The organism is Parendozoicomonas callyspongiae (genome assembly GCF_023502345.1).
Lineage (GTDB): Bacteria > Pseudomonadota > Gammaproteobacteria > Pseudomonadales > Endozoicomonadaceae > Sansalvadorimonas > Sansalvadorimonas callyspongiae.
In genome coordinates, this window is sequence record NZ_JAMFLX010000152.1 from 1 (window position 1) to 442 (window position 442).

The 442-nt window shown below is 47.3% G+C and carries 1 protein-coding gene; it reads right to left on the reverse strand.

Going from position 1 to position 442, the window contains the following annotated elements:
* Window positions 1-7: 7 nt before the first annotated feature.
* Window positions 8-442, reverse strand: a 435-nt coding sequence (locus M3P05_RS20735; protein ID WP_249702054.1) for an IS30 family transposase, incomplete at its 5' end; no start/stop codon positions are given.

Genomic DNA, 442 nt, shown 5'->3' on the forward strand with positions numbered 1-442 from the left:
GCTGGATTCAAGAAATAAGTGCAATCGACTCCCCTGTGTAAATTTCATACGGTGTACGCCCGCCTAATACCTTTCGTGGCATGGTGTTGATCAACAGTTCCATCGTCTTTACCTCCGCTTCTGTCAGGCTGCCCAGAGCCATTTTCTTTGGCCAGGTTCTACGAATGATTCCGTTAGTGTTTTCGTTAGTTCCTCGCTGATAGCTGGCATAGGGTTTGGCAAAGTAGACATCAGCATTAATGGCATCCTTCACGGTATCGTGAGCTGCAAACTCACCTCCGTTATCCAAGGTAATTGTACAAACTGATGAGACCCGTTTTAAAAGCTCAACCATCGCATCTGCAACAATGTCAGCATGTTTTGTGTCCACTTTCTTAATCAGTGTAAAGCGGCTCTTGCGGTCAACCAGAGTGACCAGGTGGGCGTCTTGGCCATAGACGGT